This window comes from Cryptosporangium japonicum, from assembly GCF_039524755.1.
GTDB classification, from domain to species: Bacteria; Actinomycetota; Actinomycetes; order Mycobacteriales; family Cryptosporangiaceae; genus Cryptosporangium; species Cryptosporangium japonicum.
Genome location: NZ_BAAAGX010000001.1, coordinates 111,322 through 127,874 on the forward strand (window position 1 = coordinate 111,322; position 16,553 = coordinate 127,874).

General features: G+C 72.5%; 11 protein-coding genes. 4 read left to right on the plus strand and 7 right to left on the minus strand.

What is annotated here, in order from left to right:
• Nucleotides 1-39: 39 nt before the first annotated feature.
• Nucleotides 40-4,260 (minus strand): alpha-(1->3)-arabinofuranosyltransferase, encoded by a 4,221-nt coding sequence (locus ABD437_RS00520; RefSeq protein ID WP_344646694.1) that lies wholly within the window; start codon nucleotides 4,258-4,260, stop codon nucleotides 40-42.
• A gap of 92 nt (nucleotides 4,261-4,352) precedes the next feature.
• Nucleotides 4,353-5,057 carry a class I SAM-dependent methyltransferase gene (locus tag ABD437_RS00525; protein WP_344646805.1) on the minus strand — a complete coding sequence of 235 codons (705 nt, stop codon included), beginning with the start codon at nucleotides 5,055-5,057 and terminating at the stop codon, nucleotides 4,353-4,355.
• 160 nt (nucleotides 5,058-5,217) lie between these two features.
• Here ABD437_RS00525 and ABD437_RS00530 point away from each other — a divergent pair, with 160 nt between their 5' ends.
• Nucleotides 5,218-6,336 carry a glycosyltransferase family 4 protein gene (locus ABD437_RS00530; RefSeq protein ID WP_344646695.1) on the plus strand — a complete coding sequence of 373 codons (1,119 nt, stop codon included), beginning with the start codon at nucleotides 5,218-5,220 and terminating at the stop codon, nucleotides 6,334-6,336.
• Between the two features lie 235 nt (nucleotides 6,337-6,571).
• Here ABD437_RS00530 and ABD437_RS00535 read toward each other — a convergent pair whose 3' ends face one another.
• Nucleotides 6,572-6,721, minus strand: a complete 150-nt coding sequence (locus tag ABD437_RS00535) for a DUF2613 family protein (protein ID WP_344646696.1) — start codon at nucleotides 6,719-6,721, stop codon at nucleotides 6,572-6,574.
• Between the two features lie 110 nt (nucleotides 6,722-6,831).
• Nucleotides 6,832-8,616 (minus strand): MmpA family trehalose lipid delivery protein, encoded by a 1,785-nt coding sequence (locus ABD437_RS00540; RefSeq protein WP_344646697.1) that lies wholly within the window; start codon nucleotides 8,614-8,616, stop codon nucleotides 6,832-6,834.
• 80 nt (nucleotides 8,617-8,696) lie between these two features.
• Between ABD437_RS00540 and ABD437_RS00545 the strand changes: the two genes are divergently transcribed.
• Nucleotides 8,697-9,950: a polysaccharide biosynthesis protein gene (locus ABD437_RS00545; protein ID WP_344646698.1), complete on the plus strand. Its 1,254-nt coding sequence runs from the start codon at nucleotides 8,697-8,699 to the stop codon at nucleotides 9,948-9,950.
• Between the two features lie 78 nt (nucleotides 9,951-10,028).
• On the opposite strand, the gene ABD437_RS00550 is transcribed toward ABD437_RS00545, so the two are convergent.
• Complete coding sequence (locus ABD437_RS00550; protein WP_344646699.1) at nucleotides 10,029-11,432, minus strand: hypothetical protein; 1,404 nt, start codon at nucleotides 11,430-11,432, stop codon at nucleotides 10,029-10,031.
• A 105-nt stretch (nucleotides 11,433-11,537) separates the two neighbouring features.
• On the opposite strand from ABD437_RS00550, the gene ABD437_RS00555 reads away from it, so the two are divergent.
• On the plus strand, nucleotides 11,538-12,032 hold the full coding sequence (locus ABD437_RS00555; RefSeq protein ID WP_344646700.1) for a YflT domain-containing protein: 495 nt from the start codon (nucleotides 11,538-11,540) through the stop codon (nucleotides 12,030-12,032).
• 37 nt (nucleotides 12,033-12,069) lie between these two features.
• Here the strand turns inward: ABD437_RS00555 and polA are convergent, their stop codons facing one another.
• Nucleotides 12,070-14,748 (minus strand): DNA polymerase I, encoded by a 2,679-nt coding sequence (gene polA, locus ABD437_RS00560; protein WP_344646701.1) that lies wholly within the window; start codon nucleotides 14,746-14,748, stop codon nucleotides 12,070-12,072.
• A 52-nt stretch (nucleotides 14,749-14,800) separates the two neighbouring features.
• On the opposite strand from polA, the gene ABD437_RS00565 reads away from it, so the two are divergent.
• Nucleotides 14,801-15,211, plus strand: coding sequence for a PaaI family thioesterase (locus ABD437_RS00565; RefSeq protein WP_344646702.1), 411 nt, complete (start codon nucleotides 14,801-14,803; stop codon nucleotides 15,209-15,211).
• On the opposite strand, the gene ABD437_RS00570 is transcribed toward ABD437_RS00565, so the two are convergent.
• Entirely contained in the window at nucleotides 15,179-16,549 is a 1,371-nt protein-coding gene (locus ABD437_RS00570) for a cytochrome P450 (RefSeq protein WP_344646703.1), read from the minus strand. The genes ABD437_RS00565 and ABD437_RS00570 overlap by 33 nt on opposite strands.
• Nucleotides 16,550-16,553 lie beyond the last annotated feature (4 nt).

Consider the following 16,553-nt stretch of genomic DNA (forward strand, 5'->3'; position numbering starts at 1 on the left):
CTACCGCGCGCCGCGTAGGCCCGAGAACCCGTCGAGGGCCTAGTCGTCGCCGGTGAGCTTCTCCGGGGCGTCCCCGGGTGACGTCGGGTGCACGGCCACGACGGCCACGATGACGACGGCGGCCAGGCCGAGGGCCTGCACCGGCCACGAGTCGGCCCACGGCTCGTGGTCGCCGGCGAACGGGCGGTACGCGCTCGCGATCCCGGCCGCCACCAGCGCGGCGCCACCCACCAGCGGCAACCACCGCACCAGCACGGCGCCCCAGCGCAGTCTCCGCACGACGAGCCAGAGCACGATCGTGCCGATCAGCCCGGGTAGCCCACCGATCACCGCGGGCAGCACCAGCGGCAACCGCCGGGCGAGCGGCGTCCGCCCGGCCCCGACCGGGGTCAGCGCCTCCGGCGAGCCGGGTTCGGCGGTCGCCGGCGTCGTCCGGCCCAGCGGCCGGCCCCACCGGGCCAGGGCCAGGAGGGCGACGACGGCGAGCAGCCCGGCGAGCAGACCACCCCAGTAGATCCACTTCGGCCGGTAGCTGAGCTCGACCGTGCCCCCGGCGCCGGCCGGGACGATCCACGCCTGCTGCCAGCCGTCGACCCGGATCGGCACCAGCTTCTCCCCGGCGAGCGAGGCGACCCAGCCCTCGTTGAAGTTCTCCGGCACGACGAGCACGCTGGGCCGGTCGGACGGGCCGAGGTCGACGCTGCGCGAGGTCGACCCCCAGTCGCGGACGTCGGCGGTGCGCTGCGCGGAGCGGATGCCGGTGGCACCCAGCGGCGCCATCATCACCGACACCGGCCGGAGGTTGTCGGTGCCGACCAGCTGCAGGCGGTGCTCGCCGGCGCCCAGCGCGAGGTCGGCGCCCGCGCGGCCGCCGTCGGAGCACGGCTCGATCTTGACCGGCCGCTCCTCCAGGAGGTCGCCGACGGTCAGTGGCCGCTGCTTGGCCGCGCCTTCGAGCTGGGTGTCGGCACGCGTGCTGGTGGCCGGGCCGACGACCCGGGTCGGCACGGTGCGGCCGTCGATGCGCAGCGTCGGTCCCTTACCGCAGGGCAGGTCGACGACGGTGTCGGCGGGCACCGACTTCACCGTGTCCTCCGCGCCGACCAGGCGCAGCTCGGCGATGCCCGGCGGCAGGAGTTCCTGGAACCCGTTCGCCGCGTTCGTCGTGGCCACCGGCGCGGTCTCGACCATCGTGACGTCGAACTTGGTGCCGGTCAGCGGCTTGGCGAACCGCACCGAGCCGGTGACGCCGTTGGGGAGCACGGTGCCGAACTGGGTCTGGCCGGTGTCGCTCGTCACCTGGATCGTGCGCGGCGGCGCGGCGGTGGCGGTGCCGTCGAGACGCACCGTCAGCCCGGTGATCCGGCGACGCTCGGGCAGCGTCACGGTGAGCTTCGGCGCCTGGATGCCGGGCGCGGCGATCCAGACCGTGTCCGGGTCGCCGTCGAACACCGCCTGCGGCCGGGTCCTCGGGTCGTTGTACCCGGTGTCCTCGCTGGACGCGATCGCCGCGTCGTCCTCCTCCGGCGCGAGCAGGGCGTCGAGCGCGTCGCCGGAGATCGGTTGCCCGGCGATCGTCACCGCGTAGTCGGCCTGCGCCGGCAGCGTGAACGTCCGGTCGATGCCGGTCGGCTCCTCGGCCGGCGTGGACAGCCCCGGCAGGCAGACCGGGCGCTGGTCGTACGTGAGGCAGTCACCGTGGCCGCTGGTGGCCGCACGGAACACGACGATCGCCGGGTTGGTGCCGGTCACCGGCGGGGTGACCAGGGTGCGTGTCGGCCGGATGCCCGGCACGGTGATCTCGGAGATCGCGACACCACCGGCCTTCGCCGGGTCCCCGTCCACGTCCCGCACGGTGAGGCGGAGCGTGCGGGTCGGCCCGGCCGGGACCTCGATCCGCTGCGCGTCGCCGTTGGGCCGCACGTCCACCGAGCGGCTGCCCTGGTCGGTGGTGACCTCCAGCCGCGTCGGCATCGGTCCGAGCTTCAGCGCGGCGTCGAACTGCACGGTGATCGACGTCAGATCGACGTCGTGGTCGAAGTGCAGTTCGAGCCACTGACCGACGGCTCCGGGTGAACCGGTCGCCCAGCTGCTGCGCGGGTCACCGTCGACCGCGAACCAGGGCGCGTGGGCCGCGTCGTGCGAGACCGCCGCGTCGACGTCGGACCCGGAGGACGACGCCCGGAACCCCGACACGCCGCTGTAGCGGGCGACGGTGAGCAGCGAGGGGTCGTCGCTGTTGAGGTAGTCGTGGGCGGACCGGTCGGCGATGAACGGCTCGTCCTTGGTCATCGTCGCCGAGACGTTGTGTCTGACCTCGCCGAAGTTGACCTCGCGTCGGCGGAGCGTGTCGGTGACGACCGGCGTGCCGACCCCGTCGCCGAGCCGCCGGTCGTCGCCGGCCAGCACCGAGGGCCGGCCGACCTGGAGGCCCTGTTCGGCGAGCGAGAGCGTCGCCTCGGGGCCGCCGGCCATCCGCAGGACGTTCTCCAGCGGCACGCTGCGTACCGTCGCCGGGACGCCGGTGACCCGGTAGATCTCCACCGCGCGGTACGCGGCGACCTTCGGGTCGTAGAGCTTGCGGTCGACCAGGTCACCGGCCACCGTCAGCTCCGGCCCGAACGTCTTCACCCGCTCCAGGCCGGGGGAACCGTCGAGCGCCTCGTGCACGAGTTCGGGCCGGGTGGCGCGCCCGCGGCGCCAGTCCAGGTCGTTGCGGACGACGACGTACCCGATGCCGGCGCCGGCCAGCGCGGTGGCCAGGCCCGCGGACGGCTGTCCGTCGGCCAGCAGCTGGTCGAACGCGTCGAGCAGCCGGATGTTGCCGGCCGAGCTCAGCGGCACGCCGTCGCGCACCAGCCAGCCACTCTCGGCCAGCGGCTGGAGGACGTCGTCGTTGGTGCGCCCCCAGTAGTAGAGGCCGAACGGGGCGCCGGGAACGACCAGCCCCCGGCTCTCGCCCGCGTTCTCGGCGAGCCAGTCGGCGGTCTCGGCCCAGTACGTCGGGTACTCGACCGGCCGGGACCGGTTGACCAGGTCGCCGCTGACCGCGGGCACGGCGCTCACCAGCAGCATCGCCGCCACCGCGACCCGGACCAGCGCGGCCACCGGCAGGTCGCGCCACTGGATGCCGCGCAGCGGGCGGATCGCGGCCAGCAGGTGCGCCAGGCCCACGCTGAGCATCAGCCGGATCACCGGGTCGAACTTGTGGATGTTGCGGAACGGACTGAGCGGCCCGTCGAGCAGGTCCTGCGCGAACGGCGCCCACGGCGGGGCCAGCGGCCCGGTGTGGCCGAACGTGATCAGCGCGAGGCCGATGACCAGGCCGCCGCCGAGGAACAGGCGGTGCGGGTTGCTCCGCTGCACGGCGCCGACCAGCCCGACCGCCGCCACCAGGACGGTGGCGATGATCGCGGCCGGCGCGGTGAGCAGCACCCAGCCGGCGGTCCACTCGGGGCCGTCCGGGCCGGCGATGCGCGCCACCCACTGCGTGGTGCCGCGCCACGACTCGATCAGGCTGGTGGCCGACGTCGTGAACGCGCTCGACTCGATCCAGTCGAGGAACGGCGGGCTGTAGCGGCCGAGCACGAGCAGCGGCACGACCCACCAGAGCGACGCCAGCCCGATCGCGAGCACCCACCAGCGGATCAGCTGGTTCTTGCGCTGTCCTTTCGCGCGGGTCAGCAGCCACCACGCCGGGAGCGGCAGGATCGCGATCGCCGCGGCCGCGTTGACCCCGCCGGCGAACAGGAACGCGACGCCGGAGGCCGCGGCCGCCCGCCGGGGCGACCCGCGCCGGGCGCCGAGCACCAGCGGCGTGAGCACCCAGGGCGCGACCGCGAACGGGATCACCTCGGCCGAGATGCCGCCCAGCTCGGTGAGCATCCGCGGCGCCAGCGCGTAGGTGAGCGCGGCGATCACCCGGACCGTCGGGGTGCCGATGCGCAGCGCGTTGAGCAGCCGGTAGGTGCCGCCCCACGCGCCCACCAGCAGCGCGGCGAACCAGAGGCGCTGCACCATCCAGGCGTCGATGTGCAGCAGGTCGCCGAGGGCGAAGAACGACCCCATCGGGAACAGGTAGCCGTAGGCCTGGTTCTGCAGCTGACCGGCGTAACCGGTCGGGTCCCAGAGCCCGAGGGCCCGCCCGAGGAACGCGAACGGGTCGACGACGAGGTCGAGCTTCGTGTCCGCGGCGATCTCGCCCGGCTTCTGCAGGAAAGCCAGCACGACGAGCGCCAGTGCGACGCCGATCAGCCGCACGCGGCGGACGGTAGGACTGGTTCGCCCCGGCCCCGGGCGATCCTCGAGGTGTTCGTCGGACGTGTCGTCAGGACCGGTGACCGCGGTGGCGGTCACCGAACCCTCAGCACGAGCACGAGGTTCCACGTCACGAGCTCCCGCACACCAGGCACGCGGACCACCCACTTGGCGCCGTCGGGGTGGTAGCGCGGAACGACGTCGAGGAGGTCGAACCTACCCGCCGAGCGGCCCCGCTTGGCCCACCGGATCATCCGGCCCGCGGTGATTCGGAAGAGGCTCTCACCGAAGACGTTCTTGGGCTGATGACCCTGTTTTCGGGCGTAACGGCGCGCGGCGTAGTCACCGCCCAGGTAATGCCAGGGCGACGTCTCGTGGCCGCCGTGCGGACCCCACCACAGCATGTACGACAGGAACACCGTGCCGCCGGGCCTGGTCACGCGCACCATCTCGTCGGCCATCAGCTCGGGGCGGTCGACGTGCTCGAGCACATTGGACGAGTAGCAGACGTCGATCGAGCCGGTGCGGATCGGCAGCGCCATGCCGCTGCCGAGCACCGTGCCCGGCCCCGGCTCGGTGCGCGCCGCGAGTTCTCCCAGGTCGGCGTCGATCCCCACGTAGTTCGCGCCGGCCTTGCGGAACGCGTCCGCGAAGTAGCCCGGGCCACCACCGACGTCCAGCACGGTCTTCCCGGCCAGCTCCGTGTAGCCGGCGACCTGTCTGGCCGAATCGGCCGCGAGCATCCCGTAGAAGAGGTCGGGATCGGTCTGCTCGACGCGGAACGCGCGGAACAGCGCGATCGAGCGGCGGAGCGTCCCGGGCGGCGGCACGATCAGCTGGCGCCCGTCGGCGGCGGTGCCGGTCGAGCTCCCTGAAACGTCGATCAACGCGATTCGTCCCTCCGGACGGGCCAAGTGTCGTACGGTGTCGCGGCAAGGTTACTGATTGGTAGGGAGATGCGTGGTGGAAACCGCCGCTCTACCCGCCGTACTCATCTTGAACTGGCGGGATTTACGTAATCCCGAGGGCGGCGGCTCCGAGTTGTACGCGGAGCAGGTCGCCGCGGCGCTGGCCCGTCGTGGTCATCCGGTGACGATCATGTGCGCGGCGCACGCGCACGGAGCGCCGGAGGAGACCACCGATTCCGGCGTGCGGATCGTGCGCCGCGGTGGGCGTCACACGGTGTACGCCCGGGCCGCCTGGGAGTACGTGCGCGGTCGGCTCGGGCGCCCCGGGGTCGTGATCGACGTCCAGAACGGGCTGCCGTTCCTGTCCCGGCTCTACGCCCGGACGCCGGTCGTGCTGCTCGTCCACCACGTGCACCGCGAGCAGTGGCGGGTCGTGCTCGGTCCGGTCGCGGCCCGCTTCGGCTGGTGGGTGGAGTCCTGGCTGTCCCCCCGCGTCCACCGCGGCTGCCGGTACATCGCGGTCTCGGAGTCGACGCGCGACGAGCTGACCGAGCTGGGCGTCGACGCCGGGCGGATCACGATCATCCACAACGGCACGCCGCCGCCGCGGTACCTGTCCCACGCGCGGGCCGCGGTGCCGACGCTGCTGGTGCTCGGCCGCCTGGTACCCCACAAGCGGGTCGAGGTGGCGTTACGGACCGTGCAGCGGCTGTCGGCCGCTCATCCGGACATCCAGCTGGTGGTGGCCGGGCAGGGCTGGTGGCTGGACCCGTTGCGCGAGGAGGCGGCCCGGCTGGGCATCGCCGACCGGGTGCGGTTCGCCGGGTTCGTCGACGAGGACGAGAAGCAGCGGCTGCTCGCGTCGGCGTGGGCCATGCTCGTGCCGTCGTTGAAGGAGGGCTGGGGCCTGTCGGTCATCGAGGCGGCCGCACACGGCACCCCCGCGGTCGCGTTCCGCACGGCCGGCGGGGTCGCGGAGTCGGTCGTCGACGGCGAGACCGGGTTCCTGGCCGACGACGAGGAGGAGTTCCTCCAGCACTGCGAGCACCTCGTCCGCGACCAGGAGTTACGCGGCGTTATGGGCGAGGCCGCGCGGGCCCACGCCGGGCGTTTCACCTGGGACGAGACCGGCAAGCGATTTGCGGCACTAGTGGACGACGTCACGGGCTGAAAACGCCGCTTTCGTACCGCGCGCTCCCGGTTGGGACCGCGCGGTACCGCCGTTTTTTATTAGGTACTCAAAAGGGCGCGTAATCGATCGCGCAAAATTGTCATGCCCCGCGCAAAAAATGAGCGGGTCGTTACGGCCCGGAACGCACGAAGTCGGCGTGGTCGTAGTCTCTCCGACTACGACCACGCCGACCTCGGCCGTGATCAGCCGCCGCCCCGCGAACGGCAGCGGTAACTCAGCGGTGCCCGTACTGGACCAGCGGCTTGCTCACCGCCGGCGTGTTCTCGGGCGACTGCTTGCTGACACTCACGATCCCGACAGTGGTCGCCACCGCCAGTACGACGCCGATGACGGCGGCGACGATGATCGAGAGAAACGAGCTCATGGGGGCTCCCTCCACGTACGAAGCGGGGATGACGTTACCAAGCAGTAGCTTGGTAGGGGAAGTCTTGGAGTGAATACCCTGGCGCGATACCGGAAAACAGATCTGGGCGCCTACTCAGATCGTTCGACGTGCCTCCGCGACCGGGTGAGCGCCCATGATGCCAAGGCGCCGAGCAGAATGCCAACGGGAACGGCGTATCCGACCACAACCGTTACCACCCGGACCGTTTCAGAATCTCCCGGCGACTCCGCAGCTGGGCCGCCGCGGTAGAGCCGGAGGTGCCGGCCCTCCCAGAACGTCTGGTAACCGGCCAGGGCGCTGTCCGGCACCGCACCCGGGGTGCGGCGCTCGACCACGACCCAGCGGATACCGACGGTGGTGAGCGACCGACCGTCGGCCAGCGCCTCGCGGACCGCCGCCGCGCGGGGACTCTCCCCGCTGATCGTGACCCCGTCGACGATCAGCGAGTCCTCGGTGATCACGTCGACCGGGAAGTAGCGCGGCGCCGGATCGAGCGTGGTGCGCCCGCCGTTCCAGGTGAACGCCCGGAACGTGGAGAACGGGAGGACCGCGAGCTCACCCCGGGGGTCGGCGGCGATCTTGTCGTTGACCCACGCCCAGTCGTCGGGGTACCAGGTGGTGGCGAGCCGGCCCGCGCCACCCCAGGCCAGGTCGGGTAGTGCGGCGATCGGGAACAGCAGCGCCGCCACCCCGACCGCGCCGGCGGCCACGCCGGCTTTCCTGGTGCGCAGTGCGCTGGTGATCCGCTCGACGCCCAGCGCGAAGGCGAGCGCGGTGAGGAGGGCGAAGGGGGCGAGGAACTTCTGCCCGTCGCGCAGGAGACCGGCCCCGGGCACGTGCGCGACGAGCGCTTCGAGGAGGCGGTCCCCGCCCGGGACGGTGCCGAGCAACGCGACCACCACCCCACCCAGCGCGACGACCGCCAACGCGACGAAGCCGGAGGGGGTGCGCATCGCGGCGGGACCGCGCAGGAGTGGGCGCAGGCCGAAGGCCGCGACGAGGAGAACCAGCACCGTGAAGAACGGGGCCGCGGCGAGGGTGCGGCTGGTGGGCACTACCTCGGCGTTCCAGATGCCACCGAGGCCGAGCACGGCACCGAGCGGGCCCGACCAGTTCTCCGCCCGCGCCGCGAAGGCCGCGACCCCGTCGGGGTCGGACACCGCGCTCACCCGCGCCACCGCTCCGGCCGCCACCCAGGGCGCGTTGAGCGCGGTCACCAGCACCGCGAGCACGACGCGCCGCCGCCGGTCCGGGCCGGACGGGCCGCGCCGGGCGTCGGCGGAGCGGGGCGCGGGCCAGAGGAGCACCGCGGACGCGGTGACGGCGGCGATCACCCCGCCGGTGGGGGTGAGCGCCGCGAGCGCGCACCACGCCAGCAGCGGCGCCCCCCGCCCCAGGGTGGCGACGATCCCGGACCTCCCCGCCGGCACGCCGAAGCGCGCGCGGTGGGCGGCGACGACGATCCAGGGCAGGGCGGCGTAGGCGAGCAGCAGACCCCAGTGGCCGATCAGCAGACGTTCGGCGACGAACGCGTTCCACCCGTAGGCCGCGCCGGCCACCAGGCGCACGACGAGCCGGTCGCTCGGCACCGCGCGCGCCGCCCCCACCACGGCCAGCCACACCACCGCGAACAGCGCGACCAGCTGCACGATCCACCCCGGCACCACCGTGGTGAGCACCGCGAGCACCGCGTCCTGCGGCACCGCGCGCGGCAACCCGTCGCCCCAGCCGAGCGTCGAGGCCGTGAACGGCACCCGGGGGGTGGCCACCATGTCGTAGCTGAGCACGTACCCGGGCCACAACACCGGCGCGAACACCAGCAGGGCCAGAACGGCCGCGAGCCCGTGCTCGGCCGCCGCCCCGCGTCGGCGCATGCACCCTCCCGATTCCGAGCCCGAGCTACCGATGAGTAGCTAGGCTGAGCCACCTCACCGTATCGAGTGCGAGGTAGCGCATGTCCGAGCCGCAGCCGACCGGCGTCTCCGGGCCCACCACCGCGGCCCGGTTCGCGGCCGGGGCCACGCTCGTCGCGGTCGCCGCGATGGCCGCGAACGTCCTCGCGTACGGGCTCCGGCTCGGCGGCAACTGGCTTCTCGACACCGACGAGAACGGCGCGCTCGGTGCACTGATCGCACTGCTCACCGTGTCGTCGGTGCTCCAGGTCGGCACCCAGACGGTCGCCGCGGTGCGCACCGCGAAAGGCGACAGCGACCCCGAACGCCTGGTGACGATCGGCGTGCGGCTCTCGCTCGCGTCCTCGGCGGTGCTGCTGGCGGCCTCGCCGGTGCTGGTGGCCGTGCTGCACCTGCCGAGCCTGTGGCCGGCCGTGGCGCTGGCGGCGGCGGTGGGGCCGCTCAACGCGATCGGCATCCACATGGGGCTGCTGCAGGGCTCCGAGCGGTTCGGGCGGCTCGCGGTGGTGACCGCGGTGGCCGCGGTCGGCCGCTCCGGTGGTGGGCTGATCGGGCTGCTGATCGGGCGCAGCGCGTTCTGGACGCTGCTCGGCGTCGCGGTCGGCGGAGCGCTGGCGCTGGTGGCCGCGTACGTGTTGTCGCGTCCGGTGCGACGCGCGTCGGGGGCGGGCGCGCCGCGGATCGCCGAGGTGCTGGGGGCGTGCAGCGCGATGCTGGCGATGCTCGCGCTGGTCAACGCCGACCTGCTGCTGGCGCGGGCGGTGCTGCCGGCCGAGGTGAGCGGCGAGTACGCGGTCGGCGCGATCCTGTCGAACGCCGCGTACTGGGCGCCGCAGGTGGTGGCGGTGGTGGCGCTTCCCCGGCTGGCGCAGGGGCAGCGGCGGGCGCTGGTGGTCGGTGCGCTGGTCGTGGGCACGACCGGGCTGATCGGGGTGCTCGCGACGCTGGTCGCGGGCGATCTAGCGGTGAGCGTGGCCGGCAAGGGCGACTACGCCGGGCTGGCCGACGAGGCGTGGCTGTTCGCCGCGGCCGGCGCCGGGTGGGCCCTGGTGAACCTGTTCCTCACCGCCCGGATCGCCGCCGGTTCGCGCTGGGTGGCGGCGCCGCTCTGGGGGGCGGCGCTGGTCGAGGCGCTCGGTGTGCTCGCCTGGCGCCCGTACTCCCTGACCCACACCGCCACCGTCGCGCTGCTCACCGCGGCCGGCAGTGTGGTGGTTGCGCTTCTCCTGACGCGTTCGCGTACGGGCGCGGCTCCTCGCGTGCCCGTACGCGCCGCCGGCGTCAGCACGGGCTGACGTCTTCCCGGGCCTACGGCGACTTCCCGGGCCTACCGGCGCTCGCGTAGGCCCGGAGACCTGTCGTAGGCCCGAGGACTAGTCGCGCTCGGGGTCGGCGGGCCAGGGGCCCGGAGCGAACAGCGGATCAAAACCCGACGCCTGCGCCGTGCCCCGCATCAGGATCGCGACGTCGACCGGCGACGGTCGCGCCCCCGTACGCACCCAGCGGTTGAGGTTCGTCACCGCGCCGACCCGTTCGTCGGTGGTGAAGTTGCAGTGCCCGGCACCGTACGGCGCCCCCGTCCCGGTGTACTTCGTCGGCGGCGTCGTGAAGAGCTGCATCAGGTCACCGGTGCGCCCGGTCGAGCGCAGCGCCCGGTTCGCGAACACTGTCTCGTTCTGCACGATCGCCGTCGCGTCGTAGCCGGTGTGCAGGGTGAGCGTCGGTACCCGCAGCGCGCCGGTGGGGTCGCCGAGCAGGTCGGCGCGCTTGCGCGCGGCCGGGTCGGCGGTCACCCGGGGTGCCCGGGCCAGCGCGGCGAGGTGCCCGGCCAGCCCACCCGGGTCCACGAACTGCATCTCCCGCTTCTCCCGGGCGGAGATGCGCTGGTCGTAGCGCGCCCCGGTGTTCGACGACGGGTTGCCGAGCACCCGCTGCTCCAGGTCGTACCGGACGACCGTGGCGTAGGCCATGACCTCGAGCAGGATGTCCAGGCCCGCGTCGATCCGCGATCGGACCGTCGCGTCGTCGTGATCGCGTGACTTCCAGACCTGGTTACCCAACGCGCTCACCAGCATCAGGCGCCCCAGCTGGTCGGGGCCGCCGGAGAGCGCGGCCGTCGCGCGCCGCCGCACCTGCGTCCACACCGCCCTGGCCTCGGCGTAGCTGGTGTAGCCGGTCAGCTTCATCTCCGGGTACAGCAACGTCTTGAACGCGAAGGCGACGTCGAGCGCGAGATCGAAGTTCGCGTTCGTACCGGCGAGCGTGGCGCACATCGGGAGCGCACCGTCCACCCAGTCCTCCTGCTCGGCGAGCAGTTCGCTGACGACACCGCCCAGCGACTCGCCCCACACGTAGGTGCGCTCGGGCGCACCGACCGTCTCGTGGAAGAACCAGTAGAGGTTCCGGCCCGCCTCGACCCCTTCGCGCAGCGCGTACCCGTCGTGGTCGCGGGTGGTGCCGGCGAGGGCGTAGCCGGCCTCGAGCAGCGCGTTCGCGGTCCGGTCGTCACCGGCCACGGGTGCGTCGGTGCGGGGTGGCGTGAACGCGGGCGGGAACGGGTCGGCGGCGCGGAACTCGTGCGCGTAGAGGAGCAGGGTGCCGTTCCAGACCTGGGGTAGGCGGATCTGGTACTTCACACCGTTGAGCTCGCCGGTGCAGGCGACGTCCTCGCAACTACGGAACGACGGTGGCTCCCCCTCGTCGCGGCGGGCGCACCCGGCCACCGCGAGCACCAGCGCGAGACCGGGCGCCAGCACCTTACGCGCGAGTAAGGACATGGGCGTGAGTGTCGCACGGTCCACAGGGTTCAGTGCCGGATCGTGGGGTACAGGGCTGGTGAGACGCGGTGCTCATCGCGTCGAGACTCTGTCCGGGAGCACACGATGACCATCCCCGTCGGGCCGTCCGCCGGCTCACCCGTCAGCGCGAACGACGTCGACCGGACCCTGCTCGCCAGCTACGGCGACTACCTGTCCGCGCAGCGTGCGGTGGACTACCTCTCCGACCAGAAGTTCCCCGTCGAGCACACCACGATCATCGGGAGCGACCTGCGGCTGGTCGAGCAGGTGATCGGCCGGATGACGTTCGGCAAGGCGGCCGCGGCCGGTGCCGGTTCCGGCGCCTGGTTCGGTCTGTTCTTCGGCCTGCTGCTGGGCCTGTTCAGCGACGACAGTTTCGGTTCGTGGATCGCGCTGATCCTGACCGCGATAGTGATCGGAGCGGTGTGGGGCGCGATCTTCGGCCTCGTCGCCCACTCCCTCACCGGCGGCCAGCGTGACTTCGCGTCACGCAGCTCTCTCGCCGCCGGCCGCTACGACGTGCTGGTGAGCAGCGCCCACCTCGGCGACGCCCAGCGCCTCCTCGAGGGCATGCGCTAACCGTGTTTTTGGTGTGAACCTGGAGCCCGCCCACGTCTTAGTGGGCGGCGTCGTCCCAGGTGCGGCCGCTGCCTACGCTCACGTCGAGGGGGAGGTCGAGGGGGTAGGCGGCGCCCATCGCGTCGCGGACCAGGGCCTCGAGGGCCTCGCGCTCACCGGCCGCGGTCTCGAACACGAGCTCGTCGTGCACCTGCAGCAGCAGACGTGAGCGCAGCCCTTCCTCGCGCAGCCGCTTGTCGACCGCGAGCATCGCGACCTTGATGATGTCGGCCGCCGAGCCCTGGATCGGGGCGTTGAGCGCCATCCGTTCGGCCATCTCGCGCCGCTGCCGGTTGTCGCTGTTGAGGTCGGGCAGGTACCGCCGCCGCCCCATGATCGTCTCGGTGTAGCCCTCACCGCGGGCCCGCGCCACCACCGCGGACAGGTAGTCGCGCACGCCGCCGAACTGTTCGAAGTAGTCGGTCATCAGCGCACGCGCTTCCTCGGTGGTGATGCCGAGCTGCTGGGAGAGCCCGTACGCCGAGAGCCCGTACGCCAGGCCGTAGTTCATCGCCTTGATCTTGCTGCGCTGCTCGCCGCTGACCGCGGTGGGCTCGACGCCGAACACGCCGGCGGCCGTCGCGGCATGGAAGTCGTGCCCGGACGTGAACGCCTCGATCAGCGTCGGGTCGGCCGAGAGGTGCGACATGATGCGCATCTCGATCTGGCTGTAGTCGGCCGTGAGCAGGGTCTCGTACCCCTCCCCCACGACGAACGCCTTCCGGATCGTCCGCCCCTCCTGGGTGCGCACCGGGATGTTCTGCAGGTTCGGGTCGGTGGACGAGAGCCGCCCGGTGGCCGCGATCGTCTGGTTGTAGGTGGTGTGGATGCGCCCGTCGTCGGCGACGGTCTTGAGCAGGCCGTCGACAGTGGTCTTCAGCTTCGCGACGTCCCGGTGGCGCAGCAGGTGCTCGAGCAGCGGGTGCTCGGTCTGCGCGTAGAGCCACTGCAGCGAATCGGCGTCGGTGGTGTAGCCGGTCTTGATGCGCTTGGTCTTGGGCAGCCCGAGCTCGTCGAACAGGATGCCCTGCAGCTGCTTGGGCGAGCCGAGGTTGAACTCGCGCCCGATGACGCCGTACGCGGCCTGCTGGGCGGCCTTCACCTCGGCGGCGAAGTGCGACTCCAGGTCGGCCAGGTGCGCGGTGTCGGCCGCGATGCCGACCCGCTCCATGTCGGCCAGCACCCGCACCAGCGGCAGTTCGACGCCGGTGAGCAGCGCCGTGCCGCCCCGCTGGTCGAGCTCGGCGACCAGGGCCTCGGCGAGCTCGAGGGTGGCTTGCGCCCGCTCCATCAGGTGGTTCTTCTCGGCGTCCTCGTCCAGCCCGTCGAGCGAGAGCTGCCCGTCGCCCGCGCCACCGGCACGCAGCTCGCGGCGCAGGTAGCGCAGCGCGAGGTCGGTGAGGTCGTAGGTGCGGTTGTCGGGCTTGACCAGGTAGGCGATCAGCGCGGTGTCGGCGGTGACGCCGTTGAGCGTCCAGCCCCGCGCGGTGACCGCGAGCAGCGGGCCCTTCAGGTCGTGGACGGCCTTGGTGCGGTTCTCGTCGGCGAGCCAGGCCGCCACCGCTGACTCGTCGGCGCCGGTGAGCTGCGACGGGTCGAACCAGGCCGCCGCGCCGTCGGCACCGGCCACGCCGATGGCCTGGATCTCACCGGTGCCGCGGCCCCAGGTGCCGTCGAACGCGACGCCGGTGCGGACGCCCTCCGGCGCGTGCGCCGCGAGCCACGGCCCGACCGCGTCGGCCCCCAGCAGCTCGCCGGTGACCTCGATCGTCGAATCGGCCTCCGGCTCGGCGGACTCCAGCGTGGCGTAGAGCCGGTCGCGCAGGACGCGGAACTGCAGCGTGTCGAAGACCTGGTGGACCTTCTCCCGGTCCCACGCGCGGCGCTCCAGGTCGGCCAGGTGCAGCGGCAGCTCGAGATCGGTCATCAACGCGTTGATCTGATAGTTGCGCAGGACGTCGGCGAGGTGGGTGCGCAGGTTCTCACCGGCCATGCCCTTCACCTCGTCGACGTGCTCGACCAGGCCTTCCAGCGAGCCGTACTGGGTGAGCCACTTGGCCGCGGTCTTCGGGCCGACCTTCGGCACGCCGGGCAGGTTGTCGCTGGTTTCGCCGACCAGCGCGGCCAGGTGCCGGTAGAGCTCCGGCGGCACGCCGTAGCGCGCGACGACCTCGGCCGGGTCGACCCGGGCCAGATCGGAGACGCCCTTGCGCGGGTAGAGCACCGTGGTCTTGTCGTTGACGAGCTGGAACGCATCCCGGTCGCCGCTGCAGATCAGCACCTCGGCGCCGGCGGCGTTGGCCTCGGTGGCCAGCGTGGCCAGGATGTCGTCGGCCTCGTAGCCCTCGAGGGTGAGGAACGGGATCTGCAGCGCGTCCAGAATTTCCTGGATCAGGCTGACCTGGCCCTTGAAGTCCGACGGGGTCTCGGAACGACCGGCTTTGTACTCCGCGTACGCCTCGGTGCGGAATGACGTCCTGGAGACGTCGAACGCCACGCCGAGATGCGTGGGCTTCTCGTCGCGCAGCACGTTGATCAGCATCGACGTGAAGCCGTACACGGCGTTCGTCGGCTGCCCGGTGGTGGTGGAGAAGTTCTCCACCGGCAGCGCGAAGAACGCCCGGTACGCCAACGAGTGGCCGTCGAGCAGAAGCAGGCGGGAGGCGGTCTGGCTCACACCCCGAGCCTAGTCAAGACCACCGACAAAACTCGCGCCTAGTCTGGACGCCATGTTCACCAGCGATGATCTCGGCCCGTTCGCCAAATTCCTCGGGCTCGAGCTCGAGACCGTCACACCGGACGAGATCTCCGCCTCCTGGACGGTACGGGCCGATCTGCTGCAGCCCTACGGCATCCTGCACGGCGGCGTCCACTGCGCGGTGGTGGAGAGCCTGGCCAGCACCGGAGCGGCCGTCTGGCTCGGCGAGCGCGGCAAGGTGGTCGGCGCGACGAACACGACCGACTTCTACCGCCCCACCACCGACGGCACCCGCCTCACCAGCACCGCCACGCCGGTGCACCGCGGCCGCTCCCAGCAGGTCTGGCTGGTCGAGACCCACGACGAGGACGGCAAACTCGTCGCCCGCGGCCAGGTGCGCCTGGCCAACCTAGGGAACGACCCGCTCCACAGTGCCCGGTAGCCCACCGGCCGGGCGCAGCGTGATCGCCGCGTGCAGCGCCATCCGGTGACCCGGGTCCACCCGGAACGACCAGCGCCGGGCCAAGACAGCGAGCGCCAGCACCGCCTCGGTCCAGGCGAACGACTCCCCGATGCAGATCCGGGTGCCGGCGCCGAACGGGTACCAGGCGCCCCGCGGCACCCCGGGGTTGTCCTCGCTGAACCGCCCGTCCGGATCCAGCCACCGGGCCGGGACGAAGGAGTCCGGCGAGGGCCAGAACCGGGGGTCGCGGTGGAGCACGAACTGCGACGCGAGCACGGTCGACCCGATGGGAACCGGCCAGCCGCCGAGGGAGAGGTCCTGCTCGAGCTCCCGCTCGAGGATCCAGGCCGGCGGGAACAGCCGGAGCGTCTCCGCGACCACCGCGTAGGCGTAGTGCAGTTTCCGCAGGTCGCCGTAGCCCGGATCGCCGTCCGGCAACGACTCGCGTAACGCGGCGGCCTCGGCCGGGTGCTGGGCGAGCAGCCAGAACGCCCAGGTCAACGCGAGCGCGGTGGTCTCGTGCCCGGCGAGCATCAGGTTCATCGTCTCGTCGTGCATCGCCGCGTCGTCGAGTGCGGCGCCGTCGTCGCGGGCCTTGCGCATCTCGGTGACGACGCTGTCCGCGGTGTCCCCGGCGAGCACCCGCCCCACCACGGCGTGGAGGTTGTCGGCCGCCGCCCAGAACCGGCGGGGCGCGTCCAGCGGGAGTTTCAGGTACCAGGCTCCGCCCGGCACCATCAGCGCCTCCCAGCCGCGCATCGCGATCGTGAGTTCCCGGCCCACGTGCTGCCAGTCCAGCTCGGCACCGAGGACGGTGCGGCCGATGATGTCCAGCGTGAGGCGCGACATCTCCCGGCTGAGATCCACGTGCGCGCCGTCCCGCCAGCGCGCGTCGGTGGCGCGGGCGGCGTCGAGCATGCCGGCGGCGTAACCGGCCATCCGCGCGTGGGCGAACGCCGGGTTGACCAGGCGGCGCCGCGGCAGGTGCCGGGCACGGCGCGCGGTGATCAGGCCTTCGCCGAGGACGATGTTCGCCGTGCGCAGCGCCTCGCCCTTGTCGACCTTGCGGCCGTCGGTGACCAGCACCTGGCGGACCAGGTCCGGGTCGGAGACGAGGTACAGGTGCCGGCCGGGCACACCCAGGTAGGCGACGCCCGGCCAGCGCCGGGCGACCGCACGCATCGTCCACGGCATGGTCTCGCGGCGGAAACCGGCCAGCCGATCCAGCGAGAAGCCCGGCCCCGGCGGGAGCGGCAGCCCGCGCCGGGTCGTGGCGCGACGCCGCTCCCGCGGTTCGATCTCCGGTCCGATACCCATGGCG